The organism is Streptomyces sp. NPDC046122, from assembly GCF_056429965.1.
Genome location: NZ_JBWKLQ010000004.1, coordinates 440,224 through 464,805, shown reverse-complemented (window position 1 = coordinate 464,805; position 24,582 = coordinate 440,224). Strand labels below are relative to the sequence as shown.

Genomic DNA, 24,582 nt, shown 5'->3' with positions numbered 1-24,582 from the left:
AGGGAGCGTGATCGTGCAGCACAGAGACCTGATGGAGAGTCAAGGGCGGCCGTCAACGGACGAAACCGGCCACACTTCCCTGCCGTGCGACACGCGGGTTCAGCGGGCCGGTCGGCGGGTACCCGGCGAGGCGCTGTCACAGGTGCCCGTACGCGCGGTCACGCGGGGAGCGGCGCAGTTTCCTCTTCTGCGGTGCGGGTCATAGCTGTGACGTTGCCCCCACACGGTTGGAGAACAGATGAGCGAGAAGAACCCGGTGAAAGCGGCCGCGGAAAAGGCCGTCGACGCGCTGCGCGGCGACGGTGGTCCGCCGGACGGCATCCCGGGCAGGCCCGGAGCGCAGTCGCCGCCGGTCGACGAGCCGACCGAAGTACGGGAGCCGCTGCCGCCCAAGCCGGACCAGCGGGGACCCGAGACGGTCGGTCCGACCGGCAGGCCCACCGGTGCGGCGCAGGCCGACCTGGCTCAGGCGGGCGCGTACCTGACCACGGCCCAGGGCGCGCGGCTGTACGACACCGACCACTCCCTGAAGGCAGGCGCCCGGGGGCCGGTCCTGCTGCAGGACCATCATCTGCGTGAGAAGATCACGCACTTCGATCACGAGCGCATCCCGGAGCGGGTCGTCCACGCGCGCGGCGCCGCGGCGCACGGGATCTTCCAGGGCTACGGCACGGCGGCGGGGGTCACCAAGGCGGCCTTCCTGGGGAAGGGCGTAGAGACGCCGGTGTTCGTACGGTTCTCGACCGTCCTCGGCTCGCGCGGCTCCTCCGACACCGTCCGGGACACCCGCGGCTTCGCGACGAAGTTCTACACCGAGGAGGGGACCTTCGACCTGGTCGGGAACAACATCCCGGTCTTCTTCATCCAGGACGCGATCAAGTTCCCGGACATCATCCACGCCGGAAAGCCCCATCCGGACCGGGAGATCCCGCAGGCGCAGAGCGCACACGACACGTTCTGGGACTTCGTCACGCTGCACACCGAGGCCACCCACCACACCCTGTGGAACATGTCGGACCGGGGCATTCCGCGTTCGTACCGGATGATGGAGGGCTTCGGCGTCCACACCTTCCGGCTGGTCAACGCCGAGGGTGCGACGACGCTGGTGAAGTTCCACTGGAAGCCCAGGCTCGGCGTGCACTCGCTGGTGTGGGAAGAGGCGCAGCTCGTCAACGGCATGGACCCCGACTTCCACCGCCGGGACCTCGCCGACGCGATCGAGGCCGGCGCGTACCCGCAGTGGGAGCTCGGCATCCAGACCTTCCCCGACACCCCTGAGCAGGTCTTCGAGGGCATCGACCTGCTCGACCCGACGAACATCGTCCCGGAGGAGCTGGCGCCCGTACAGCCGATCGGGCTGCTGACCCTCAACGCCAACCCGTCGAACTTCTTCGCCGAGACCGAGCAGGTCGCCTTCCACCCCGGCCATCTCGTGCCCGGCATCGACATCACCGACGACCCGCTGCTCAGCGGACGGCTCTTCTCGTACCTGGACACCCAGATCAGCCGGCTCGGCGGGCCCAACTTCGCCCAGATCCCGATCAACCGCACGCACGCGCCGGTCAACGACATGCTGCGCGACGGCATGCACCAGACCGCCGTGCACCGGGGAGCGGCCCCCTACCGGCCCAACTCGCTCGACGGCGGCTGCCCGTTCCTTGCGGGACCGGACACCGGCGCGTACATCGAGGTGCCCAGGGAGGTGCCGGCGGCGAAGAAGGTGCGAGAGGCGCCCGCCTCCTTCGCGGACCACTTCAGTCAGCCCCGGCTGTTCTGGCTCAGCATGACGCCCGTCGAGCGCGAGCACATCATCGCGGCGTACACCTTCGAGCTGAACAAGTGCTACGAACAGGCCGTCAAGGAACGGGCGTTGAAGGTGCTCGCCAACATCGACCCGGAGCTGTGCGAGCAGGTGGCGGCGGGCCTCGGCCTGCCGGCGCCCGCCGCCACGGTGTCGCTGACGACCCCCGAGCCGAGTCCGGCCCTGTCCCAGCTCGGGCAGACCTGGCCGCTGGACGGGCGCATCATCGGGATCGTGACCGACGCCGAGGGCGATCTGGACGGGGTGCGGACCGTACGCCAGGCAGTGCTGGACGCCGGGATGGTCCCGCTGGTGATCGCTCCCGCGGGCGGCAAGCTGGAGGACGGCGGCGAGCCGGTCGCCGTCCAGCGCACCTATGTCACCGCGCGGTCGGTCGAGTTCGACGCCCTTCTGGTGGCGGGCGTGCCCGCCATCGGAAGCGACGCGTCCGGGGCGCGGGACGCCAAGGCGGCCGAGGCGGTGGCGCCGGCCGGGGCGGCCACCGATCCGCGCGTGCAGCTGATGCTGCTGGAGGCGTTCCGGCACGGCAAGGCCATCGGGGGCTGGGCGGGCGCCGAACGGGTGCTGGAGTCCGCGGGCATTCCCGTCGGCGCGCCGGGCGTGGTGACGGCCGGCAGCGGCACGGCGGTGCTGGGGCAGCTCACGCAGTTGCTGGGGCAGCACCGGGTGTGGGAGCGGTTTCCCATCTCCGTATGACGGCTGACGCCTGAAGGGCGACGCCCGCACCGGCGGGTGACCGAGCGCGGTCGCCCGCCGGTGGCGCGTCGGTGCGGTCGGTGTGGTTCGCTTGGGCCTCGCAGAGGAACGGGCGCGGACAGGCGGCGGGGGCAAGGCAGTGGGGTGGCCGGACGTCGACGGGGACACGGCCCTGACCATCAAGGTGCCGGAGGCCGACCCGTTCGTCAGGACCGGGATTCCGGCCCATGTGACCGTGCTCTACCCGTTCCTGCACGTGAGCCGGATCGACGGCCCGGTCCACCGCGAGCTGCTGGACCTGTTCCGCTCGTACGACCCCTTCCCGCTGACGTTCGCGGGGTTCGGGCGGTATCCGGGCGTCCTCTTCCTCGACCCGTGGCCGGCCGACCCGGTACGGGCGCTCACCAAGGAACTCACCGGGCGGTGGCCGGAAGCGGTGCCGTACCGGGGCCTGTTCGGCGAAGGACTCGACCCGCATCTGACGCTCGCCAACCACGAGGGACCGGACACCTGGGAGCGCGCGTACGACGCCCTGGAAGCGGAGTTCGCCCCCGCCCTGCCCGTGACGTCGCGCGTGGAGACGGTGCAACTGATCGTCCGGGAGGACGGGCGCTGGCGGGATCGTACGGCGTACCGGCTGGGGGGCGACGGCGCGTGAGCGTTACGCCGCGCCGCTCGCCGCACCCTTGCCCGCGGTGTCGTCCAGCACCACCGACCGGGTGAGGTTGCGGGGCTTGTCGGGGTCGTAGCCGCGGGACTCGGCGAGGGCGACCGCCAGTCGCTGGGCGCGGATCAGGTCGGCCAGCGGGTCCAGGGCGCCGGCGGCGGTGGCCCGGGACTCGGCCGTCAGCGTGCCGCCGACGCGGGCGACGTCCTCCGCGAGGCCGTCGGGCAGCGAGCCGAAGACCCACGCCACGCGGCCGGGGCCGGTGATGCTGATCGGGCCGTGCCGGTACTCCATCGCCGGGTACGCCTCGGTCCACGCCCCCGCCGCCTCGCGCATCTTGAGCCCCGCCTCCAGGGCCAGCCCGTACGTCCAGCCGGTGCCGAGGAAGGTGAACTGTTCGGCGCCGAGCACCTCGGCGGGCAGCGGCGCCGTGAGCGCCCGCTCGGCGTCCCCGATCGCCTCGGAGAGGGGGCGCAGGCCGGACACGAGCGCGCCCTCCGCCTCCAGGTGGGCGCGCAGCAGCGCGAGGACGGTGGTGGCGAAGCGGGTCTGCACCACTGACTCCTCGTCGGCGAAGTCCAGGACGGCCACGGCGTCCGCCGCCTCCATGACGGGCGTGGCGGGGTCGGCGGTGATCGCGCCGGTGGGCACCGCCCCCTTCACGCGCCGGAGTACCTCCAGGACCTCGGTCGTGGTGCCCGAGCGGGTGATCGCCAGGACGCGGTCGTAGCCGGTGCGGTACGGGAACTCCGAGGCGGCGAACGCGTCCGTCTCGCCGTGGCCGCCGCTCTCGCGGAGCACGGCGTACGCCTGGGCCATGAACCACGAGGTGCCGCAGCCGACGACGGCGACGCGCTCGCCCCGGCGCGGCAGGGCGTCCGCGTGCGAGGAAAGCGTCGTGGCCGCCCGGCGCCATGTGGCAGGTTGGGAGGCGATCTCGACCGCGGTGCGGGAGGCGGCGGGGTGAGGGGCGGCGGTGGCGGTCGGGTCTGCCGTGGGCTCTGCGGTGGGCATGCAACGAACTCCCATATGATTGAAACTGCTCGGAGGGCGGGCATTCCAAGCAGATTCGAGCGTTGCCCGCCATGGGGCGAAGTATTCACCAAGCCGAACGCCCCGTCCATGTCGTGAAGGAGTCCGACCGCATGTCGAAACACGAGCGGTGGAGCGCGCTGTTGGAGCTGCTGGCCGCGGAGGGCAGGCTGGAGGTCGAGGAGGCCGCGACCACGCTGGAGGTGTCGGCCGCGACGATCCGCCGGGACCTCGACGAGCTGGCGGAGCAGCAGATGCTCGTGCGGACGCGGGGCGGGGCGATCGCGCACGGCGTGTCGTACGAACTGCCCCTGCGTTACAAGTCCTCGCGCCACGCGTCCGAGAAGCAGCGGATCGCGGCGGCCGCGGCGGATCTGGTCGCGGACGGGGACGTGGTCGGCCTCAACGGCGGTACGACGACCACGGAGGTCGCGCGGGCGTTGGCGCTGCGGGCGTCGGCGGCCGGCTCCGCCCCCGGCGGGGGTCCCGTGCTGACCGTGGTCACCAACGCGCTGAACATCGCCGGTGAGCTGGCCGTACGGCCGCAGATCAAGATCGTGGTCACGGGCGGGGTGGCGCGGCCCCAGACGTACGAGCTGGTCGGCCCCCTGGCCATGGGCGTGCTGGGCGAGGTCGTACTGGACGCGGTGGTGCTCGGTGTCGACGGGGTGGACCCGGAGCTGGGGGTGATGGCGCATCAGGAGGACGAGGCGAGTGTCAGCCGGCTGTTCGCGGAGCGCGCGCACCGGGTGATCGTGGTGACGGACTCCTCGAAGATGGGGAGGCGGGCGTTCGCCCGGATCTGCGGGCTGGACCGGATCGATGTGGTGGTGACGGATTCCGCGATCACGGCCGAGGCCACGGCCCGGCTCACGGAGGCCGGGATCAAGGTGATCGCTGTCTGAGGTCCCCGCGGGGAAGCGTCCGCGACTCGGGGGCGGGTCTTCGCGGCCGCGACGGTCGCCGGACGGGCTGATCACGACCGCGCCGGTTGCCGGGCGAGGGTGGCTGCGAGCCCCACCCGGCAGACCGCCGCGGTCCCGTTACGGCGCGAGGGCCATGGCGAAGATGTGAATGTTGGCGTTCGCGGGCAGGACCACGAACTCCACCGTCTTCGCCGGATCCAGCGGCACCGCGTGGGCGAACACGCGGTACTTCACCGTGGCGTTGCCGTATCCGTCCTGCCGGTTGCGGCCGTCCGTCGACCTGACCAGCGTCGCGCCGTGCGCCGTCTCCGGGTCGAACGACCAGTTGGGGAAGCCGAACGTGCCCGTACTGGAGGAACCGTCGGTGTAGTGGACGGTCGCGCTGCCCGTCGCGGCGCTGGTGACGCCGGACCCGAGGAACACGAGCCTGGCGCCCTTGCCGCCCAGAGTGATCGCCTGTCCGCCGCTCGCCACGTTGTCCTTCGTGCCGGCCGGCACGTCCGGCCAGGTCAGCTTCGCGCCGAGCGCGTCGACCGTCGCCCCGGGCGTCAGGCCCACCGCGGCGAGCTTCTGCGCCGAGAAGCTGTTGCCCTCACCGTCGTAGTCGCCCGCCTTCGTCGCGGACTCGTCGGTGATCGCCACGTTGTTGTACGCCGCCGCCAGGTTCGGCTGCGGGGTGCCGGACCGCTCGGACCGCGTGCCGGTCGCCGTGCCCTCGCCGTCGCCGCCCCGGTACGCGGCGGTCGCCGTGAACGTACGGATCACGAAACCGGAGCGCTTCTCCGGCACCTGGATCCGGAACGTCGTATCCGCCGTGGCGCCGGACGCGAGGGAGCCGTCGACCGTGCGCACGGCAGGCTGGACCGCCCAGCCCACCGGACCGGCGAACGACACCTTCAGTGAGCGCATGCGCTGCGGGCCCGCGTTCCTGACGGACACCTTCACCGTCGAGACGGCCGGACCGTCGAGGTCGACGGGCGAGATCGTCACCTCGGTCCGGGCCGCCGCGGCGGTCCCGGGGCCGGGCGCGGCCGCCGCCTGGGCGGGGACGAGCAGCACCGCGCCCGCCACCGCCGCGGCCAGGGCTCTGAGGGGAGTGGTCAGACGTGCCGAGGCAGATCTCATGGCCTGCTCCTTCGCGTGGGGGCGCGTCCGACGGGCGGCGGACACGGGGGGCCGGCGTCGCGGGGGTGCGGGGATGCGGCGCACCGGGGGTTCACGAGACGGGAGGCATCTCGGTCGTGCGCGAGTCCAGGCCCGAGCGCAGGTTGACCCAGCCGCCGCGGGTGAAGTCCGGTATCGCCACCGGCCGCCCCTTGTCGGCCAGCGACATGACGCTCAGCGGAACCGGTGAACACCAGGCGGCCGAGTCGTACACGTCGATGTCCGGGACCAGCCCCGCCCGCATCGTCTGCACCGTGCGCCACTGGAGTACGTAGTCCATGCCGCCGTGGCCGCCGTTGTTCGCGGCGTCGTCGCCGATCTTCTTCCACAGCCAGTGGTCGAACTCCTTGCGGTACGTGTCGAAGTCGCGCCAGGAGTGGCCGCCGTGGTCCGGCTCGACGTAGATGCGGCCGCCGGTCGCCGACGTGCCCGCGTAGTCCTCGAAGATCCCGCGCGTGCCCGCGAGGGAGTTGATGCGGCTGTAGGGGCGGGGCGAGCTCACGTCGTGCTCGGCCCTGATCGTCCGGCCCTTCGCCGTCTCGATCGCGCAGGTGACGAGATCCCCGTTGACGTACGTCTCGTTCCACGACGGGTGCGACCGGGGGACGAAGCGCTCGCGGTAGTCGGCGAGGCCCTTCGGCGCGGTCGCCGTGGCCTTCAGCGTCGTCATCCGGTCGCCGCGGTTGATGTCCATGGCCGCCGCGATCGGGGCAAGCCCGTGCATGGCGTAGAAGGACGCGGTGCTGCGGGTGTGCCAGAGCCGGCGCCAGGAGTCGGTGTAGTACGTGTTCGAGAAGAGCAGGGCGCGCAGGTCGTGCAGGTAGCCGCCGTGGCCGTTGGTGATGTCGCCGAACAGGCCCTCGTGCGCCGCCTTGAGCATGGCCAGCTCGTTGCGGCCGTAGTTGCAGTTCTCGGCCAGCATGAGGTTCTTGCGGGTGCGCTCCGAGGTGTCCACGAGGTCCCACAGTTCACGCAGCTCGGTCGCGACGGGCAGCTCGACGACGGCGTGCTTGTCCGCCAGCAGCGCGGCCTTGCCCTGCTCGTAGTGGAACTCCCACGGCGTCGCGATGTACACGAGGTCGATGTCGTCGCGCTTGAGCATCTGCGTGTACGAGTCCTCCGAGCCGCCGAACTCCGCCGGGCGCTGCTTGCCCTTCGCGACCAGCTGGTCGGCGGTGCGCTTGGCGCGGTCGGCGCGGATGTCGCAGACGGCGGTGACGACGCAGCCGGGCACGACGGACCAGCCCGTGGTCATGCCGGAGCCGCGGTTGCCGAGTCCGATCACGCCGACGCGCACGGTCCTGTAAGGCTTGAACGGAACGTTGATCATCGACTTCTGACCCGGCCTGCGTCCCGGTGTCGCGGCGGAGCCGGCGCTCGCGCCGGCAGCGGCGGCCGGGGCCGCCGACGCACTCCCGGCCGATCCGGTCCCGGCGGCGAGCGACGCTCCGGTGGCCAGCGTCCCTCCCAGGAGCAAGCGACGTGAGACTGCGGGGATTTCGGGCATACGAGACGCTCCTCGACACGTGACCGGCATCACTTCCCTGGCGGGGTCGACTCTCGCTGGATCGCCAGTTACATGTCAATAGGTGCTCGCGGGAAGCGCGTTACGAACAGAATCAAGCATTCGGGGGGCGCGAGGTCGCCGGGCGACGGTGCACCCAGGTACACCAGCCACTCGGTGTGTACGGCCATCGGCACGGCCGCCGCGCGTTCGTAGCGTCGTTTCCCGACGGCACATCAGGTGCCACGAGGGAGTGATGAGGATGTTCCGCCGTACGCAGCAGGAGCAGATCCGCAGGGCGGCCACTGCCCTGCGGCTCGTGTCCGTCAGCAAGGTCTACGGGACGGCGGACAGCGCCGTGACGGCGCTCGACGCGGTGACGCTCAGCCTGGGGGCCGGGACCTTCACCGCCGTCATGGGCCCCTCGGGATCCGGGAAGACGACCCTGCTCCAGTGCGCGGCGGGGCTCGACCGGCCGGACAGGGGCAGGTCGTCGTCGACGGCGAGGAGATGACCGGCGGGCACGGAGGCCGAGCTGACGAGGTTCCGGCGACAGCGGATCGGCTTCGTCTTCCAGCAGTACAACCTGCTGCCCACCCTCACCGTCGAGCAGAACACCGTCCTCCCGCTCAAGCTGGCCGGCCGCCGCGTCGACCGCGAACGGGCCCGCGAGATCCTCACCCAGGTCGGCCTCGGCGACCGTCTCGGCCACCGCCCCGACCAGCTGTCCGGCGGCCAGCGCCAGCGCGTCGCCATCGCGCGGGCCCTGCGCGCACCTGCGGTGGACGCGGTGGTGGTGGCGGCCTGAGCAGTGCGCACGCGGGAGGCCGGCCGGTGCGTCGTCGGCGGTCCGGGCTCCGGCGTGCGGCGTACGCGGGCCCTTGCGCGGCCTGGCTCCCGGGGCGTGCGCCCTCCGTTCCGGGTGCGGCTCCCTGTCGTCGCGCGGCTCGGCCCTTTCACGCCGCGGCGCGCGGTTCGCCGTGGGCCGGTGGTCCGGTGGGCCGCTCAGGCCGGAGGCGGGGCCGGGGTGAGCACCACGAAGTCCGCACCGGCCGGGTCGACGCAGACGGCGAGCCTGCCGACGCCCTCGGCGTCCTCGGGGCCCATCAGCACAGTGCCGCCGTTCCCGGTGACCCGGGCGACCGTGGCGTCGCAGTCCTCGACCGCGAACACCGGGTGCCAGTACGGCCGGCCGCCGTTCAGCGCCAGCGCCTCCGACGGGACCTCCATGAGGCCGCCGTGCATCCGTTCCTGCGGCTGGCCGGCGGGGGTGACCATCGAGTACGTGCCGCCGCCGCCCGGGAGCTCCATGTCGTCGGTGGTCCAGCCGAAGAGGGTGCCGTAGAACTGCTTGGCAGCGGCCGCGTCGGTCGTGTAGAGCTCGGTCCAGCACAGCGTCCCGGGCCGGTCCGCCGCGTCCATGCCCCGCATCCTGCCCGGCTGCCAGACCGCGAACTGGCCGCCCTGCGGATCGGTGTACTGGGCCATCCGCCCCTCACCGTCCGCGTCCATCGGGGGCACCCGTACCGTGCCGCCCGACCGCTCGACGGCCTCGGTGGTCGCGTCGGCGTCCGGGGTGCAGAAATAGATCATCCAGGCGGAGCGGGCGCCTTCCTCGGTCAGCTTCCCGATGCCGGCGACCGTCCGCCCTTCCCGCTTCAGCATGCCGTAGTCGCCCGCGTCCGGGGCGTCGGGGCCGTAACTCTCGAACTGCCAGCCGAGCACCGCGTTGTAGAACCCGGCCGCGGCGGGGACGTCCGGGGCGCCCAGGTCGATCCAGCAAGGAGAGCCGGGCACGAAGTCGGTGGTGATCATGACCTTGCCTTTCGTCGCGCAGATCCTCGTAGATCCAGCGTGTCATCCGTCACTGACACGCGCCGCTCGGCCGTGCGCCCTCTCAGGGCCTGGCGGTGGCGGTGAAGCGCAGAGCGAAGTGGTCGAGGGTGTACGGCAGCGGCTCGTCGGCCCGCGGTCCGCCCGGGCCGTCCAGCCGGATGTCGTGCCGTTCCATCAGCGCGGCCACGAGCGTCGACGTGACGAGCAGGACGAGGTCCTCGCCGGGGCACACGCCGGGCCCCGCGCTGAACGGCACGAGCTCGGGCCCGGTGTGCGCCGTGCCGTCCAGCCAGATCTCCGGTACGAAGCGGTCGGCGTACGGCGTGGCGCCGTTGCGGTGGAAGTACGGGGCGTACACCAGGAACACCGTGCCCTCGGGCAGGGTTCCCTCACCCCACCGGGTCTCCCGGGTGCTCGCGCGCAGCAGGAAGGGCGTCGTCGGCCACAGCCGCACGGACTCCGTGACGCACGCGCGGGTGTAGGGCAGCACCTGCGGCCGGGCCAGGTCCGGTACGGCCAGCTCGTTGCGCACCTGCTGCTCCTGCGCCGGATGGGTGGCCAGGAGGGCGAGCGTGCGCGCGGCGGCCATGCCCGCCGCGTCGAACGCGAACAGCCAGTGCGGCACCTGGCCCGCCGGGTCGACGCCCGGCTTGGCGGGCGTCCGGGCGAGCGCCTCGGCGAGGCTGCCGGGCTCCGCCCGGTCCAGGCGCTCGCGCAGGTCGCGCAGGAAGCGCTCGCGCGGGCCGGCGGTGACGCGGTCGGGCACCAGCGAAGCCCAGTTGCCGAAGCCGCGCAGCCGGGAGAGCCGGTCGGTGAGCGTGGTGTCGTCGCGCGCCGCGTCACCGAGGACGACGCGGCGGACGATCCGCCACCAGGCCGCGCCGAAGTCGTCCCAGTCCAGCGGGCCGCCGGCGCCGCCGAGCAGTCCGGCGGCCTCCTCGCGGACCGTGCGGACGAATACCGGCGCGAGGTGGTGGAGGTGGCGCCCGGTCTCCAGTACGTCCTCGGTGAAGGCCCGGCGTTCGGCGCGCTCCGGGCCCTGGGAGACCAGTACGCCGTGCGGCTGGAAGTGGCCGAGCGCGTCGCGTTTCTCGCGCGCCGCCGGGGTGAACGGCTCCGGCGTCTCGTCCAGCACCCGCCGGGCGTCCGGCGCCGAGAGCGGCAGGGCGAGGTCCCGGCCCGCCAGGCGCAGGTGGAGCGGGCCGGGACCGTATCGGCGGCGCAGCTCGTTCAGGAGCTCCACCGCGTGCCGGTCGGCGTCGATGCGGGCGGCCGCCGCCATCCCGCGCCTGCGGCGCCGGATCACTCCGCCGGCGAGCGTGGGAAGGGCCACCCGTACGGCGACGCGGGCGGTGTCCCGCGCGGACGCGCGGGCGGGTGTCGAGGTGCGCCGCGCGGCCGGGCCGTCCTGCTCGCCCCGCCGCGCGTCGTCGGTCGATCCGGCGACTGGGTGTCTCCCGGCCATCGTGCGGCTCCTCGGTGCGGTGCTGGTGGGGCGGCGGTTACGGGGGAGACGGGGGAGACGGGGCGCCGGCGGCGGGCCGCCCGGCGCGTCGGCCCGGGGTGTGCCGGCCGGGGACTTACCGGCGGTGCCGGTCGGCGGCGCGGGCGCCCGAGCGCGGCTAGCTCAGTGCTGGTTCTCGGCCTGGAACATCCAGCGCTGTTTCTCCAGCTCCGCGGTGAGGCCGATGAAGATGTCCTGCGTCACCGGGTCCGGCTTGTCGGTCGCCTCGATCCGCTCGCGCATCCTCGTGCCGATGGCGCCCAGCGCTTCGACGATCAGGGTCACGACATCGGTGTCCTGCGTCCAGCCGTCCATGGGCGTGGGAAGCTCGGCGGACTTGGCGACCGTCTCCACGCGCCCGTCCGGCGCGACGCCGATGGCCGACGCCCGCTCCGCCACCACGTCGGCGTACGAACGGGCGAAGTCCACCACCTCGTCGAGCTGGAGGTGGATCGAGCGGAAGCGCGGTCCCACGATCGTCCAGTGCGCCTGCTTCGCCAGCAGTGACAGGCCGAGCAGATCCACCAGCGTGCCCTGGAGGGCCTCCCCGGTGGTCTTACGGGCGGCGTCGGGCAGGGTGCTCTTGAGGGTGGTCATGCAGGGTGCTCCTTGTCCACACTCTCGGGTCTCGTCTGGTGTCAGTCTGGGTACGGAAGACGCTGTTCCGCCTGTCGGCGGTCAGCTGCCGGGGCCTCCGCTGCCGAAGGCGCCACCGGACTTCTCGTCCCACCGGGGCGGCTCTTCCGGGTCTCCGGCGCTGGGCCGGCCGGAGGAGTTGCCGGTGTTCCTCAGCTCGTGCGGGAGGAGCCGTCCGCGGCCGCCTTCCGGGGGGACCACCTCGTCGGGCTCCCGGCGCTCCGTCACCTCGGGCGGGCCCGAGCCCTCGGGGCGGTGCGGTTGCTCCTGGGGCGTGGGAGGCGAAGGCTCGCGGTTCCTGATGCGGATGCCCCACCACACGGCAGCGATCAGAGCGGCCGCGATCGCGAGCCCCGCGATGAACGGCGCGATGCCGATGACCAGGTCGCTCGCGGCCACGGGGTCCGCGAGGCCGGCGAATTCGCTGGAGCTTGTGCTCTGGATAGCGCTCATGCGCGGCGGGTACCCACGGGGGCCGGAGTCATGAGCGGCCGAACAGGTGAATCACTTCCGCGCGCCCGTCCGCTCTCCGCCGACCTGCGGCTTTCACCGGGCCGCCGACGAACCCGCCGCGGTGCGCGCTGTGGGCCTCCCGCGCCCCGCCTCGGCAGCGCGCGGCCCGCGCCGGTCCGGCCCGCGCGCCGCGCCGCCGGTCACTTCGCGTCGGCGTAGCACTCCACGACCGCCGTCGTGAACGGGAACCGCACCGGCGTCTCGCCGAAGGCGATCCGTCCCGCCAGGTCACCGGCGGCCCGGATCGCCTCCGCGACGGTCCGCGCCTCCTCGGCGGGGCAGTGCACGATGACCTCGTCGTGCTGGAAGAACACCAGCTCCGCCCGCAAATCCGCCGCCCGCAGACTCTGCCGCAGCGCCGCCATCATCAGCAGCGCCCAGTCCGCGGCGCTGCCCTGCACCACGAAATTGCGGGTGAAACGACCCCGAGCCCGGGCGTTCGTCGACGCGTACCCCGGCGTGAACTCCCCCTCACGCGTCGCCCCCGGCGGCTCGACGTCGTCCTGGGGGATGCCCGCCTCCCCGTCGTCCCCGGCCCCCGCTGCCGGCGGGCAGGTGCGCCCCAGCCACGTCCGTACGAGCCGCATCTCCTCGCCCGCGCGCGCCGCGTCGTCCACGTACGCGACAGCACGCGGGAAACGTCTTCGCAGCGCCGCGAGATTCTTCAGGCCGTCGCCGGACGTCTGCCCGTACACCGCCCCGAGCACGGCGAGCTTCGCCATCTCGCGGTCACCGGAGAACGCCCGGTCCGACACCGCCTTGTAGAGGTCGCCGGGCTGCCCCGCCACGTCCATCAGGCCCGGGTCGCGCGAGATCGCGGCCAGGACGCGCGGCTCCATCTGGTCCGCGTCGGCGACCACGAGCCGCCAGCCCTCGTCCGCGATCACCGCCCGCCGGATCACCTTCGGGATCTGGAGCGCGCCGCCGCCATTGGTCACCCACCGGCCCGTGATCGTCCCGCCGGGCAGGTACTGCGGCCTGAAGCGGCCTGCCCGCACCCAGTCCTGGAGCCAGCCCCAGCCGTGCGCCGTGTAGATCCGGTACAGCTTCTTGTACGCGATCAGGGGCTCCACCGCCGGGTGGTCGACCTCGGCCAGCTCCCACCGCCGGGTGGACCTGACCTTGATACCCGCCTGCGCGAACGCCCTGATCACGTCGGCCGGCAGCTCGGGGCGAACGCGCCGGCCGAACGCCGCCGAGATCTCGTCCGTCAGTTCGGCCATGCGGCGCGGGTCGCCGCCGCCCGCGTACCGCTCGCCGAGCAGCTCCTCCAGCACCGCCCGGTGCACGTCCGCCCGCCACGGCAGCCCCGCCCCGTTCATCTCGGCGGCCACCAGCATCCCCGCCGACTCGGCGGCCGTCAGCAGCCGCATCCGGTCCGGGTGCTCCGCCGCGGCGTGTCTGCGCTGCTGGTCCGCGTACACCTCCAGCAGGTCCTCGAACGGCAGCGGCACGGGCTGCGGCTCGAAGAGCGACGACTGCGATCCGGGCTCGGCGGCGCGCTGCGGGGGATCGGGCGGTACGGGCCGGTCGTGCAGCCGGGCCCAGGCGGCCGCCGCCGAGCGCGGTTCGCCGTGGCGGCCCTCGTGGCCGAGCAGCAGTGACTCGGCGTCCTCCACGTCGTAACACCGCTCGACGCGTACGCCCGCGGCGAGCAGCCGGGGGTAGATCTCGGCGGTGGACCGCCAGACCCACCGCCCGACCTCGGGCCTGGAGCCGACCGCCGTCACGAGGTCGGGCTCCCTGCGCACGTCGCCGGCCGGCCGCCCGTCCCGCCCCAGCGGCACGAGCAGCGCCCCACCCCCGTCCGTCGCGGCGACGGCCCAGCGCTCGCTCATGATTGCGAGTCTGACACCCACCACTGACAACGGACTCCGGCCGCCGCGGGCGTGGGCGTGGGGGGTCGGTGCCGGGCGGCGCGGGGGCGTTGGGTCGGCCGTGCCGGGCGGGGGGTTCCGGGGTCGGTGCCGTGCCGGGGCGTCTCCTCGGGCGTCGAACGTTCGGGTACGGCTGCGGTCGGTTCGGGGTGGTTGCGTTCAACGCCCTGCGGGTGTCGCGATGTCCCGCGGAGTGCGGTGAGCCGTACGGCCCGTGTGATCGTGCGGCCGGTCCTCCGGGTGGACGCCCGCCGGACACGACCACTGAGCCGGCTCCCGGGGTACGCCCGGCCCTGCCCCCACACCCGCACGTGACACCATCGAGGACATGGAGCAGGTGGAGAAGGCGATATCCGGGGCCGTGTACGCCGAAGGCGACGCGGGACTCGACCTCGGCGCCTCGCTGATCGCCGCCGCCCCCTGGTCGGAAGCGGGCCGCGAAATCCTCCGGCGCGGGGAGGAGTTCGTACGCCGGGCCTGGGAGCGGGGCTGGCAGCCCGCCGACGTCGTACGCATCGTCCGCCGGGACCTCGAGGACCGCCACGCGAGGCTGACCACCGACCTGATCGCCGCCGAGAACCGCAGGTACGCGCGGACAGCACCCCGCTGGGAGGCGCAGCTTCGCGAACTCGAAGCGGCGCGGCCCTGGTGGAACGGTGACGACCGGTACGCCGACGAGCTGGCCGCGCGCGAGCGGACGGACCGCTTCTCACTCGCCACGGCGCTCCTCGAACTCTTCCGCCTCCTCGTCCGCCTCCCCGCGATCGAACCGGTCGGGCCGCCCCCGGGCGAACCCGTGCACGTACGCCCGCACGCGGCCACGCCCGACGAGCCGCGCATGCTCGGCCGCATCCGCGCGCTGCTGGCCAAGGCGGAGGGAACGGACTTTCCGGACGAGGCCGAAGCGCTCACCGCCAAAGCGCAGGAGCTGATGGCGCGCCACAGCATCGACGCCGCGCTGCTGGCCGCGCAGGGGCACACCGGTGACACCCCGACGGCGTGCCGGATCGGCGTGGACGCCCCGTACGAGACGGCCAAGGCGATCCTCCTCGACGCCGCCGCCTCCGCGAACCGCTGCCGCGCGGTGTGGAACAGCGACCTGAACTTCTCCACGGTCGTCGGCTTCGAACCCGACCTGGAATCCGTCGAGCTGCTCTACACCTCCCTCCTCGTGCAGGGCACGGCGGCGATGACCCGCGCCGAGGCGGCGCAGCGGGCGGCCGGCCGCAAGCGCACGAAGACATTCCGCCAGGCGTTCCTGACGGCGTACGCCAGCCGGGTCGGCCAGCGCCTGGCGGAGGCGACGGACCACGTGACCGAGGAGGCGGGCGGCTCTCTGCTGCCGGTGCTGGCGGCGCGGGACGTGGCGGTGGAGGACCGGGCGGAGCGGATGTTCCCGGCGACGACCTCCACGCGGGTACGCGGCGTCAGCGACCACGCGGGCTGGGAACACGGCACAGCGGCCGCCGACCGCGCAACCATGGGCCCCCGCCCCACCATCCCCCGCTGACCCGCTGACCCGCTGACCCGCTGACCCGCTGACCCGCTGACCCGCTGACCCGCTGACCCGCTGACCCGCTGACCCCGTCCATCCGCTGGCCTCGCCGAGCGCCGACCCTTCTACCCGCACCCCGCCGAGCCCCTCCACCCGTACCGCCGGGAGGCGGCCCCGCGGTGACGGCTACCACCCACCCGCGCGAGGGGGCGGGACGCGCAGGGGGTGGCGTTCGGGACGTAAAGCGTGATGTGCGGGCAGGGCACCGGCTTCGCGGTCCGGCCCCGCAGGGCGCCTAAATCATGCAGTCCCGAACGTCGCCCCCCGGAGCGGCACGCCCCCGCCCGCACACGTCCGGCCCGTACACGCCCCGCCCGCAACCCCACACCCCCGCAGCCGCCGCCCCGCCCGCACGCCGCGGTCCCCGGCCCCCCGTCAGGAACCCGGCAGCTTCGGCATGCCCGAGGGGATTCCCTCCGGCAGCTCGTCGCCGGCCGCGGACTTGCGGAACGTGTCCTTGATCCCGCTGCCCCACTTCACCGTGAGCGAGTCACCGCCCGCTCCCGGGGTGGCCACGCCCGTCGTACGGCCCGTGTCGCCGTCGCCGCACTTGAGCGTGAGCGTCACCTCGCCGGCCCTGGCGACCTTGCCCGTGCAGACGTGCTCACCGGCCACAGCCGCGTCGGACCCCTGGATGATCAGCGCGATGATCTTCCCGTCGGTCGTCGCGAGCCAGGACCCGGCGACGTCCGCAGACGCCCCCCGGTCCTCGCTCGGCGGCGTACCGCCGCGCCCGGCGTCGCCGCCGCTGCTTGTGCCCTCGTCCTTGCCCTTGTCGCCGTCGGCGCCGCCGCCGCTGTCGCCGCTGCAACCGGTCAAGGCGAGCGCGACAGCGACAGCGGCCGCCGCGACGGTGGTACGTACGTACTCACGCACTCCGGACTCCCAGATTCGGTAGGTCAGAACGCGCCAAGCTACCAGGAGGACTTGCGCACTCCGGGGAGAAAACCGGCATGCGCCTGCTCCCGCATCCGGACCCTGGAGAGCCCGAACTTCCGTAGGTGGCCCCGGGGCCGGCCGTCCACGCTGTCGCGGTTGCGCACCCGGGTGGCGCTCGCGTCGCGCGGCTGGCGGCGCAGCTCCTCCAGCGCGGCGGCGCGTTCCGGCTCGCCCGTCCCGGGTTTGCGGAGGATCTCCTTCAGCTCGGCCCGCCGCTCGGCGTACCGCTCCACGACGGCCTTGCGCCGCTCGTTGCGCGCGATCTTGCTCTTCTTCGCCATCAGACCTTCACCCCCCGCGCGCGGATGCGGGCCACGGCCGCCTCGACGCCGATCGTGTCGATCGTCTTGACGGCCCTGGCGCTGAGCGTGAGGCGCACGTGGCGGCCCTCGCTCGCCAGCCAGTAGCGCTTGCGCTGGATGTTCGGGTCGAAGCGGCGGGAGGTGCGCCGGTGCGAGTGGGAGATGTTGTTGCCGAATCCGGGCTTGGCGCCGGTCAGCTGGCAGTGGGCGGACAAGGTGCGATCACTCCTCTTTGAAAATGGGAACCATTTCCATATACTAACCACATGGCACGCAACGAAATCCGCCCGATCGTCAAGCTCAGGTCCACGGCGGGGACCGGCTACACGTACGTGACCCGCAAGAACCGCCGCAACGACCCCGACCGCATGACGCTCCGCAAGTTCGACCCGGTCGTCCGCCGGCACGTCGACTTCCGCGAAGAGCGCTGACCGGACCAGAAGCCGGACCACACGGCTGACCGGAGCAGAAACCGGACCACAGCCGACCGGACCAGAAGCCAGACCAGAAGGGGGCATCAGCAGATGAAGCCCGGAATCCACCCGCCGTACGGCCCCGTCGTCTTCCGTGACAAGGCCGGCGGCTTCGCGTTCCTCACCCGGTCCACCCTGTCCAGTGACAAGACGGTGGAGTGGGAGGACGGCCGTACGTACCCCGTCGTCGACGTCGAGATCTCCTCGAAGAGCCACCCCTTCTACACGGGCACGGCCCGTGTGCTGGACACGGCGGGCCGCGTGGAGCGTTTCGAGCGCCGTTACGGAGCGAAGTAGTGAGCGAGAAGGGCAGGCTGCCCGTCGTCGTGGTCGCAGGGCTGCACTCCGACGCCCGCAAGGACGTCGTCGAGCAGCTCCTGCGCCAGGTCCCCGGCAGCGTCGCGCTCCACCACGACCTGTCGACCGCGACCGAGGGGACGGTGCGCCGCACGGTCCGCGACGCCCAGGGCGAGAGCGCGTCGGGCGAGGCGCCGCTGGTCAACGACTGCGCGTGCTGCGCGCTGCGCGAGGACCTGGTGCCCGAGCTGGAGCGGCTGGCCGGCAGCGGGCTCACCCGCCTCGCGGTCGTCGAGCTGTGGGACTCCGTCGAGCCCAGGGCGATGGCCGAGGTCGTCGTCGCGCACGGCGGCGGCGTCCTCGATCTGACCGCCGTCATGACGGCGGTCGACCCCGCACTGCTCCTGCCGTACCTGGGCTGCGGCGACGACCTGGCGGAGGCCGGGCTGGCGGCCGCGGCGACCGACCAGCGGACGGTCGCGGACACCTGGGCACGCCAGCTGGAGTACGCCCCGGTCCTCGCCGTGGTGGACAGCGAGGAGGCGGACGAGCAGGACGAGGCGCTGCTCGCGCAGCTGCACCCGACGGCCCGCCGGGTGCGGGCGGCCTCCGGTGAACTGGCCGAGGCCGCCTTCGCCGGCTTCGACATCGAGGCGGCGGCGAACCGCCAGCACCCCGCCTGCGCGCTGCTCCCGCAGGACGCCGACGACCGGGGGGTCGGCACGCTGGTGTGGCACCGCGACCGCCCCTTCCACCCGGGGCGCCTGTACGAGGCGCTGGAGGACCTCACCTGCGCCGCCGCCCGCAGCCGCGGCCGCTTCTGGCTCGCCGACCGCCCGGACACGCTGATGGCGTGGGACGCGGCGGGGGGCGCGCTGTGCGTGGAGAGCGCCGGGCCGTGGCTGGCGTCGCTGCCGGACGCGGCGTGGGAGATGGTGCCGGCCGTGCGCCGGGCGGCGGCCGCTCTCGACTGGCACCCCGAGCACGGCGACTGCTGTCAGCACCTGGTCTTCACGTCGCCGGGTCTCGACCGCGGCGGGCTCGAAGAGCTCCTCGAATCCTGCTTGCTGACCGACGCCGAATACGCGGCGGGGCGCGATGCGTGGAAGCGCCTGCCGTCCGCTTTTGATTCCCTTCTGGAGGCCTGATGTCCCGACCGTCCCGAGGTAAAGACCCTCGTAAGCCCCTCAAGTCCCGCCCCAATCCGCTGGACGAGGCGGGGATTACGTACATTGACTACAAGGACACCGATCTTCTGCGGAAATTCATTTCGGACCGCGGGAAGATCCGCAGCCGCCGTGTGACAAGGGTCTCGGCCCAGCAGCAGCGCCAGCTGACCCGGGCCGTGAAGAACGCCAGGGAGATGGCCCTGTTGCCGTACTCCTCGCGCTGATCCGGGGGTCTGTAACCGAGAGAGCACCCCGCGTGCACGTGCATCTGCCCATGCATCAGCAAGTGAACAAAGCTATGATCCGGGGCAGTTGACATCTGCACTTTCCGGGAGCGATCTGTGCACCACGCGTACAACGGCATGGCCGCCGCAGAGCTCCACGGGGTGGTCTGGCAGAAGAGCAGGCACAGCAACTCGCAGGGCTCCTGTGTGGAGTTCGCCAAATTGCCGGGCGGGAATGTGGCAGTCCGCAATTCGCGGCACCCGGACGGGCCCGCCCTGGTCTACACGCCGGCCGAGATCGAGGCGATGCTGCTCGGCATCAAGGACGGCGAGTTCGACCACCTGACGGCCGGCGGCTGACCGGCGCACTCCGGTCCGCCGCCCCGTTCCGTCCGCCTCTTCGCCGGGCCGGCCCCCGCCGGTTGCCGCTGCCCGCTCCCGGAGCCGGTCACCGCTGCTCGCCCCCGAGCCGGAACAGCGCCCACACGACCTTGCCCTTGAGCGTTCCGGCCAGCGGGTGCCATCCCCAGCTGTCGCTGAAGGAATCCACCAGGAACAGACCGCGTCCCGACTCGGCGGAGAAGTCGTCCGTCTCCCGCGCCTCCGGGCTCTCGTGACTGGGATCGCGCACCGCGCACACCAGACGCGACGTCCAGTGCATCAGATGCAGCCGTACGGGAGGGTCCTGCTCGCCCGCGCGCGGGGTGTCGGCCGGCAGTGCGTGCCGCAGGGCGTTGGTGACGAGCTCGGAGACGACCAGCGCCACGTCGTCGAAACACTCGCCGAGCTCCCACCGGGCCAGCGTCGACTTGGTGAACTGGCGGGCGCCGCGCACCGCGTCGTACCGGGGAGGGAGCGCGCAGGAGGCCGAGCTGGAGACCGCTGCGGGGTCGATGGGTGGAAGGCCCTGCCTTAACGGCTCGAGCATGGTCGATCCATTCGTCCCCATGCGAGGCACTCCCGGGATTCGCGGTCGTTGCGATACAGCGGTAGCGATGCGGCGGTAGTACGGCCACAGCACGAAAGAGCATGCAGGTGCGCGCGGACCATGGTTCCGAATGCGTACGGCAGATGCAAGGGCAGATGCACGTGCACGCGCCGGACGTGTCCGGACCCATGGCGTTTCTTGCTCATTTCTTCCCCGGGTATCTTTCGGTGACTTGTACAGCTCTTGCCATTTCCGTAATCGGATGAGTACGGGGCGAAGCGTTTTAATGGCAGACTGCGGCTCTCGGGCACCTGGGGGAGGTCGCTCCGCGAGTGAACCGTCGGACTGGGGAGGGCTGGAGAGGTGACCGCAGGCGAGTCGAGCGGCTCCGTGGTGCGGCGCATCCTGCTGGGATCCCAGCTCAGGAAGCTGCGTGAGTCGCGCGGAGTCACCCGTGAGGCGGCCGGCTACTCGATCCGCGCATCCGAATCGAAGATCAGCCGCATGGAGTTGGGACGGGTGAGCTTCAAGGCGAGAGACGTCGAGGACCTCCTCACGCTGTACGGCGTCACGGACCAGGCGGAGCGCGAGTCGCTGCTGAGCCTGGCCCGCGAGGCCAACGTGGCGGGCTGGTGGCACAGTTACGGCGACGTGCTGCCCGGCTGGTTCCAGACGTACATCGGGCTCGAAGGCGCCGCCTCGCTTATCCGGATCTACGAAGTCCAGTTCGTGCACGGGCTGTTGCAGACCGAGAGCTACGCGCACGCCGTCGTCTCCCGCGGCATGCCGCACGCGGGCCCGGCCGAGATCGACCGCCGGGTGGCCCTGCGCCTGGAGCGCCAGAAGGTGCTGGTGTCCGAGCGCGCGCCGCACTTCCACGCCGTCCTCGACGAGGCGGCGCTGCGCCGTCCGTACGGCGACCGGGCCGTGATGCGCGGCCAGTTGCAGCACCTCATAGAGGTCTCCGAGCAGCCCAACATCACGCTCCAGGTGATGCCCTTCAGCTTCGGCGGGCACGCGGGCGAGAGCGGCGCCTTCACGATGCTGCAGTTCCCCGAGTCGGATCTCTCGGACCTCGTCTACCTGGAACAGCTCACGAGCGCGCTCTATCTGGACAAGCGCGAGGAGGTCGCGCAGTACCAGAGGGTGATGGAGCGGCTCCAGAAGGACAGTCCGAGTGCGGCCGAGACGCGGGATGTGCTCCGCGGCCTGCTCCAACTCACATAACCGGCCAGTACGATGACGTTTTATCAGGAGTCCGCACCTGCACACCTTGCAGTAAGGGATCGCATGTCCTTCTTCACCGACCTGGCCCACCAGTACATCGACGGCGAGTGGCGGACCGGCAGCGGCTCGTGGGACATCATCGACTTCAACCCGTACAACGGGGAGAAGCTCGCCGCGATCACCGTCGCCTCGGTGGACGAGGTCGACCAGGCGTACCTCGCGGCGGAGCGCGCACAGCCGGCCTGGGCCGAAGCGAGCGCGTACCGCAGGAGGGACGTCCTCGAACGCGCCCTGCGGATCACGCAGGACCGCGAGGACGAGATCGTCGAGGCGATCATCGACGAGCTCGGAGGCACGCGGCTGAAGGCGGCGTACGAGGTCCACCTGGCCAAGGAGTTCCTGCGCGAGGCGATGCAGACCGCCGTGCGGCCGGAGGGGCGCATCCTGCCCTCGCCGGTGGAGGGCAAGGAGAACCGCGTCTACCGGCTGCCGGTCGGAGTCGTCGGCGTCATCAGCCCCTTCAACTTCCCGTTCCTCGTGGCGATCAAGTCGGTCGCGCCCGCCCTCGCGCTGGGCAACGCGGTCGTCATCAAGCCGAACCAGAACACCCCGGTCGTCGGCGGCGGACTCATAGCCAAGATCTTCGAGGACGCCGGGCTGCCCGCCGGGCTGCTGAACGTGCTGGTCACCGACATCGCCGAGATCGGTGACGCGCTGATAGAGCACCGGGTGCCGAAGGTGATCTCCTTCGCCGGCTCCGACAAGGTGGGCCGGCACGTCGCCGCCGTCGCCGCGAGCCACTTCAAGCGCGCGGTGCTGGAGCTGAGCGGCAACAGCGCGCTGGTCGTGCTCGACGACGCGGACATCGACTACGCCGTGGACGCCGCGGTCTTCAGCCGCTTCGTGTACCAGGGGCAGGTCTGCATGGCCGCCAACCGCATCCTGGTCGACCGGTCGGTCGAGGCGGAGTTCACGCGGAAGTTCGTCGCGAAGGTACGGTCCCTGGTCACCGGCGACCCGGCCGACTCCAGGACCCACATCGGCCCGGTCATCAACACCTTCCAGGCGGACTCCCTGACGGCGCTCGTCGACCAGGCGCTCGCGGAGGGTGCGACGGCGCTCGTGCAGGGCGTCACGCGCGGCAACCTCGTCGAGCCGACCGTACTGAGCGGGCTGGCGGCCGATTCCGCGGTCCTGACGCAGGAGATCTTCGGCCCCGTGGTGCTGCTGATCCCCTTCGACGGCGAGGAAGAGGCCGTACGGATGGCCAACGACAGCCAGTACGGGCTGAGCGGGGCGGTCCACACGGGGAACCTCGAGCGCGGCGTGCGGTTCGCCAAGCGCGTCGAGACCGGCATGATCCACGTCAACGACTCGACCGTCCAGGACGAGCCGCAGGTCGCCTTCGGGGGCGAGAAGCTGTCGGGGATCGGGCGGCTCAACGGCGACTCGGCGGTGGAGGCGTTCACCACCCAGAAGTGGATCTCCGTGCAGCACGGGCGGACCGACTTCCCGTTCTGAGTCCCCGCTTGCGGACAGCAGCTGTCCGGGAGCAGGTCGCGCGGCGGACCGAGGAGTTCGTCCGGTCGCTGCCGAGTCTGGACGAGACCTTCCCGCTGCCCGACGAGCCGTGGTTCCCGGACAGCGAGCGCGTGTCGATGCGCTGGCTGCTGCTGCGGCTGATCACCGGGACGGCCCGGCACTCCGGCCACGCCTGGTGAGCGAGGGCGGGTGCGACTACCGCGTCTCCGCCGACGGAGTGCGGTGGGACGCCTTCACCCTGCCCTCCTGTGAGGACTGACCGGCGCAGGGGTCCCCGCCCGCCGCGGTTCAGCTCGCTCAGTGGTGGAAGGAGGTGGCGGCGGACGTGTCGCGGGTCGCCGGGCGGTCCTGCGCGCGCAGCTCCGGAAGCACCTCCTCGAAGCTCTCCACCAGCAGCTCCGCCAGATCCGCCGAGAAGCCGTTGCGGCACACGACCCGCAGCACGGCCAGATCCTCCCGGTTCGCGGGGAAGGTGTACGCCGGCACCAGCCACCCCCGCTCCCGCAGCCGCCGCGACACGTCGAAGACGTCGAAGTTCCGTACGTCGGGCGCGGTGGTGAAGGCGAACACCGGCAACTCGTCCCCGCGCGAGAGGAGTCGGAAGTCGCCCATCGCCCCGATCCGCGTCCCGAGCCCCCGGGCCACGTCCCTCGACGCCTGCTGCACGGCCCGGTACCCGTCCCGGCCGAGTCGCAGGAACGTGTAGTACTGCGCGACCACCTGCGCCCCGGGCCGCGAGAAGTTGAGGGCGAAGGTCGGCATGTCGCCGCCCAGGTAGTTGACCCGGAAGACCAGTTCCTCCGGAAGCTCGGCGGGGGAGCGCCACAGCGCCCAGCCCACCCCCGGATACACCAGTCCGTACTTGTGCCCGGAGGTGTTGATGGAGGAGACCCTCGGCAGCCGGAAGTCCCACACGAGATCCTCGTCGAGGAAGGGGGCGATCATCGCGCCGGACGCCCCGTCCACGTGCACCGGCACGTCGAGGCCCGTACGTTCCTGGAGGCCGTCCAGGGCCGCGCAGAGGTCGGCGACCGGTTCGTACGAGCCGTCGAAGGTGGAGCCGAGGACGGCGACCACGCCGATGGTGTTCTCGTCGCAGAGCGCCGCGGCGGCCTCGGGGTCGAGGTGGAAACGGTCGCCCTCCATGGGCACCTGGCGCGCCTCGACCTCCCAGAAGGTGCAGAACTTGTCCCAGCAGACCTGGACGTTGACGCCCATCACCAGGTTGGGCCGGGCGGCGCCCGGATACCGGTCGGCGTTCCTGAGGGCCCAGCGGCGCTTGAGGGCCAGCCCGGCGAGCATGCACGCCTCGCTCGACCCGGTCGTCGAGCAGCCCACCGCCGCGGTCGGCTCCGGAGCGTTCCAGAGGTCGGCGAGCATGGCGACACAGCGGCGCTCCAGCTCGGCGGTGCGCGGGTACTCGTCCTTGTCGATCATGTTCTTGTCCCGGCACTCGCCCATCAGCACACCCGCCTGCGGTTCCATCCAGGTGGTGACGAAGGTGGCGAGGTTGAGCCGGGAATTGCCGTCGAGCATCAGCTCGTCGTGCACGAGCTGGTACGCCGTCGCGGGCGCCATGGGCCCGTCCGGCAGCCGGTGACGGGGCGGGGCGGCCTCCATGTCGCCGATCGGGTCGGCCGCGCCGTAGAAGGGGTTCAGGGCGAGCTCGCGGTGCCGCTCGCTGTCCCGGCCCGTACCGCCTCGGTGAAGTGCCATGGGCTCACCATAAGGGTGGATAAGTGGACATAG

24 protein-coding genes and 2 pseudogenes are annotated in these 24,582 nt (G+C 72.2%); 13 read left to right on the top strand and 13 right to left on the bottom strand.

Annotated elements, in window-relative coordinates:
* Positions 1-238 precede the first annotated feature (238 nt).
* Positions 239-2,518 carry a catalase gene (locus tag AC07FK_RS15295; protein ID WP_479105346.1) on the top strand — a complete coding sequence of 760 codons (2,280 nt, stop codon included), beginning with the start codon at positions 239-241 and terminating at the stop codon, positions 2,516-2,518.
* Between the two features lie 91 nt (positions 2,519-2,609).
* The gene (locus AC07FK_RS15290) at positions 2,610-3,176 is read left to right on the top strand and encodes a 2'-5' RNA ligase family protein (RefSeq protein WP_479105345.1); all 567 of its coding nucleotides are present in this window, start codon (positions 2,610-2,612) and stop codon (positions 3,174-3,176) included.
* A 3-nt stretch (positions 3,177-3,179) separates the two neighbouring features.
* Here AC07FK_RS15290 and AC07FK_RS15285 read toward each other — a convergent pair whose 3' ends face one another.
* Entirely contained in the window at positions 3,180-4,199 is a 1,020-nt protein-coding gene (locus AC07FK_RS15285) for an SIS domain-containing protein (protein WP_479105344.1), read from the bottom strand.
* 131 nt (positions 4,200-4,330) lie between these two features.
* Between AC07FK_RS15285 and AC07FK_RS15280 the strand changes: the two genes are divergently transcribed.
* The gene (locus tag AC07FK_RS15280) at positions 4,331-5,122 is read left to right on the top strand and encodes a DeoR/GlpR family DNA-binding transcription regulator (RefSeq protein ID WP_479105343.1); all 792 of its coding nucleotides are present in this window, start codon (positions 4,331-4,333) and stop codon (positions 5,120-5,122) included.
* A 138-nt stretch (positions 5,123-5,260) separates the two neighbouring features.
* On the opposite strand, the gene AC07FK_RS15275 is transcribed toward AC07FK_RS15280, so the two are convergent.
* Together AC07FK_RS15275 and AC07FK_RS15270 are read right to left on the bottom strand one after the other, a co-directional pair.
* Entirely contained in the window at positions 5,261-6,268 is a 1,008-nt protein-coding gene (locus tag AC07FK_RS15275) for an NEW3 domain-containing protein (protein ID WP_479105342.1), read from the bottom strand.
* 91 nt (positions 6,269-6,359) lie between these two features.
* Entirely contained in the window at positions 6,360-7,814 is a 1,455-nt protein-coding gene (locus AC07FK_RS15270) for a Gfo/Idh/MocA family protein (protein WP_479105341.1), read from the bottom strand.
* Between the two features lie 253 nt (positions 7,815-8,067).
* Here AC07FK_RS15270 and AC07FK_RS15265 point away from each other — a divergent pair.
* Positions 8,068-8,619, top strand: a pseudogene (locus tag AC07FK_RS15265) (ABC transporter ATP-binding protein).
* A gap of 197 nt (positions 8,620-8,816) precedes the next feature.
* Here the strand turns inward: AC07FK_RS15265 and AC07FK_RS15260 are convergent.
* The 5 genes from AC07FK_RS15260 to AC07FK_RS15240 form a co-directional block, all read right to left on the bottom strand.
* On the bottom strand, positions 8,817-9,626 hold the full coding sequence (locus tag AC07FK_RS15260) for a VOC family protein (protein WP_479105340.1): 810 nt from the start codon (positions 9,624-9,626) through the stop codon (positions 8,817-8,819).
* 82 nt (positions 9,627-9,708) lie between these two features.
* Entirely contained in the window at positions 9,709-11,112 is a 1,404-nt protein-coding gene (locus AC07FK_RS15255) for a cytochrome P450 (RefSeq protein ID WP_479105339.1), read from the bottom strand.
* Positions 11,113-11,274: 162 nt separating this feature from the next.
* Complete coding sequence (locus tag AC07FK_RS15250; protein ID WP_479105338.1) at positions 11,275-11,748, bottom strand: Dps family protein; 474 nt, start codon at positions 11,746-11,748, stop codon at positions 11,275-11,277.
* Between the two features lie 81 nt (positions 11,749-11,829).
* A complete protein-coding gene (locus tag AC07FK_RS15245) occupies positions 11,830-12,240 on the bottom strand; it encodes a DUF6479 family protein (RefSeq protein ID WP_479105337.1) in 411 nt (136 codons plus the stop codon).
* A gap of 200 nt (positions 12,241-12,440) precedes the next feature.
* Positions 12,441-14,138 (bottom strand): bifunctional 3'-5' exonuclease/DNA polymerase, encoded by a 1,698-nt coding sequence (locus AC07FK_RS15240; RefSeq protein WP_479105336.1) that lies wholly within the window; start codon positions 14,136-14,138, stop codon positions 12,441-12,443.
* 367 nt (positions 14,139-14,505) lie between these two features.
* Here AC07FK_RS15240 and AC07FK_RS15235 point away from each other — a divergent pair, with 367 nt between their 5' ends.
* The gene (locus AC07FK_RS15235) at positions 14,506-15,687 is read left to right on the top strand and encodes a DUF2786 domain-containing protein (protein WP_479105335.1); all 1,182 of its coding nucleotides are present in this window, start codon (positions 14,506-14,508) and stop codon (positions 15,685-15,687) included.
* 420 nt (positions 15,688-16,107) lie between these two features.
* Here AC07FK_RS15235 and AC07FK_RS15230 read toward each other — a convergent pair whose 3' ends face one another.
* The 3 genes from AC07FK_RS15230 to rpmB are packed head-to-tail and all read right to left on the bottom strand — an operon-like array spanning position 16,108 to position 17,188.
* The gene (locus AC07FK_RS15230) at positions 16,108-16,608 is read right to left on the bottom strand and encodes a hypothetical protein (RefSeq protein WP_479105334.1); all 501 of its coding nucleotides are present in this window, start codon (positions 16,606-16,608) and stop codon (positions 16,108-16,110) included.
* Positions 16,609-16,646: 38 nt separating this feature from the next.
* Positions 16,647-16,952 (bottom strand): 30S ribosomal protein S14, encoded by a 306-nt coding sequence (gene rpsN / locus AC07FK_RS15225; RefSeq protein ID WP_479105333.1) that lies wholly within the window; start codon positions 16,950-16,952, stop codon positions 16,647-16,649.
* Positions 16,952-17,188: a 50S ribosomal protein L28 gene (gene rpmB, locus AC07FK_RS15220; protein WP_479105332.1), complete on the bottom strand. Its 237-nt coding sequence runs from the start codon at positions 17,186-17,188 to the stop codon at positions 16,952-16,954. The genes rpsN and rpmB overlap by 1 nt, the downstream gene beginning before the upstream one ends.
* Before the next feature lie 51 nt (positions 17,189-17,239).
* Between rpmB and rpmG the strand changes: the two genes are divergently transcribed.
* The 5 genes from rpmG to AC07FK_RS15195 all read left to right on the top strand — a co-directional run bounded on the left by rpmG (position 17,240) and on the right by AC07FK_RS15195 (position 19,496).
* A complete protein-coding gene (gene rpmG / locus AC07FK_RS15215; protein ID WP_479105331.1) occupies positions 17,240-17,404 on the top strand; it encodes a 50S ribosomal protein L33 in 165 nt (54 codons plus the stop codon).
* Between the two features lie 93 nt (positions 17,405-17,497).
* Positions 17,498-17,743: a type B 50S ribosomal protein L31 gene (locus AC07FK_RS15210; protein ID WP_479105330.1), complete on the top strand. Its 246-nt coding sequence runs from the start codon at positions 17,498-17,500 to the stop codon at positions 17,741-17,743.
* Positions 17,743-18,891, top strand: a complete 1,149-nt coding sequence (locus AC07FK_RS15205; protein WP_479105329.1) for a CobW family GTP-binding protein — start codon at positions 17,743-17,745, stop codon at positions 18,889-18,891. The genes AC07FK_RS15210 and AC07FK_RS15205 overlap by 1 nt, the downstream gene beginning before the upstream one ends.
* Positions 18,891-19,136, top strand: a complete 246-nt coding sequence (rpsR, locus tag AC07FK_RS15200; protein ID WP_138898867.1) for a 30S ribosomal protein S18 — start codon at positions 18,891-18,893, stop codon at positions 19,134-19,136. The genes AC07FK_RS15205 and rpsR overlap by 1 nt, the downstream gene beginning before the upstream one ends.
* Before the next feature lie 117 nt (positions 19,137-19,253).
* Positions 19,254-19,496: a DUF397 domain-containing protein gene (locus tag AC07FK_RS15195; RefSeq protein ID WP_479105328.1), complete on the top strand. Its 243-nt coding sequence runs from the start codon at positions 19,254-19,256 to the stop codon at positions 19,494-19,496.
* 88 nt (positions 19,497-19,584) lie between these two features.
* Here the strand turns inward: AC07FK_RS15195 and AC07FK_RS15190 are convergent, their stop codons facing one another.
* Positions 19,585-20,085: an ATP-binding protein gene (locus AC07FK_RS15190; RefSeq protein WP_479105327.1), complete on the bottom strand. Its 501-nt coding sequence runs from the start codon at positions 20,083-20,085 to the stop codon at positions 19,585-19,587.
* Between the two features lie 342 nt (positions 20,086-20,427).
* On the opposite strand from AC07FK_RS15190, the gene AC07FK_RS15185 reads away from it, so the two are divergent.
* The 3 genes and pseudogenes from AC07FK_RS15185 to AC07FK_RS15175 all read left to right on the top strand — a co-directional run.
* Positions 20,428-21,291 carry a helix-turn-helix domain-containing protein gene (locus AC07FK_RS15185; RefSeq protein ID WP_479105326.1) on the top strand — a complete coding sequence of 288 codons (864 nt, stop codon included), beginning with the start codon at positions 20,428-20,430 and terminating at the stop codon, positions 21,289-21,291.
* Positions 21,292-21,354: 63 nt separating this feature from the next.
* Positions 21,355-22,812 carry an aldehyde dehydrogenase family protein gene (locus AC07FK_RS15180; protein WP_479105325.1) on the top strand — a complete coding sequence of 486 codons (1,458 nt, stop codon included), beginning with the start codon at positions 21,355-21,357 and terminating at the stop codon, positions 22,810-22,812.
* Positions 22,813-22,832: 20 nt separating this feature from the next.
* Positions 22,833-23,012: pseudogene (locus AC07FK_RS15175) on the top strand (mycothiol transferase); the annotation flags it as partial.
* Positions 23,013-23,130: 118 nt separating this feature from the next.
* On the opposite strand, the gene gad reads toward AC07FK_RS15175, so the two are convergent.
* Complete coding sequence (gene gad, locus AC07FK_RS15170) at positions 23,131-24,549, bottom strand: glutamate decarboxylase (protein WP_479105324.1); 1,419 nt, start codon at positions 24,547-24,549, stop codon at positions 23,131-23,133.
* Positions 24,550-24,582 lie beyond the last annotated feature (33 nt).